Below are 423 nucleotides of genomic sequence, written 5' to 3'. Positions count from 1 at the left end.
TTGATCATGGCAAGACGACGCTGACGGCGGCGATCACGACGATTCTGTCGTCGAAGTTCGGTGGTGAGGCGAAGGCGTACGACCAGATTGATGCGGCGCCGGAAGAGAAGGCGCGCGGCATCACGATCAACACGGCGCACGTCGAGTACGAAACGGCGAAGCGGCACTATGCGCACGTCGATTGCCCGGGCCACGCTGACTATGTGAAGAACATGATCACGGGTGCTGCGCAGATGGATGGCGCGATCCTGGTGTGTTCGGCCGCTGACGGCCCGATGCCGCAGACGCGCGAACACATCCTGCTGGCGCGCCAGGTGGGCGTGCCGTACATCGTGGTGTTCCTGAACAAGTGCGACATGGTCGACGACGCCGAGCTGCTCGAACTCGTTGAAATGGAAGTGCGCGAGTTGCTGTCGAAGTACG

General features: G+C 61.7%; 1 protein-coding gene. It reads left to right on the top strand.

What is annotated here, in order from left to right:
* On the top strand, positions 1 to 423 hold a 423-nt coding region (locus NMQ14_RS19885; RefSeq protein WP_257098514.1), incomplete at both ends, for a GTP-binding protein.

It is taken from the genome of Methyloversatilis sp. XJ19-13 (genome assembly GCF_024580155.1).
Classification (GTDB): Bacteria; Pseudomonadota; Gammaproteobacteria; order Burkholderiales; family Rhodocyclaceae; genus Methyloversatilis.
The sequence above is the reverse complement of the archived record's forward strand: the minus strand, read 5'-3'. Positions and strand labels throughout refer to the sequence as shown.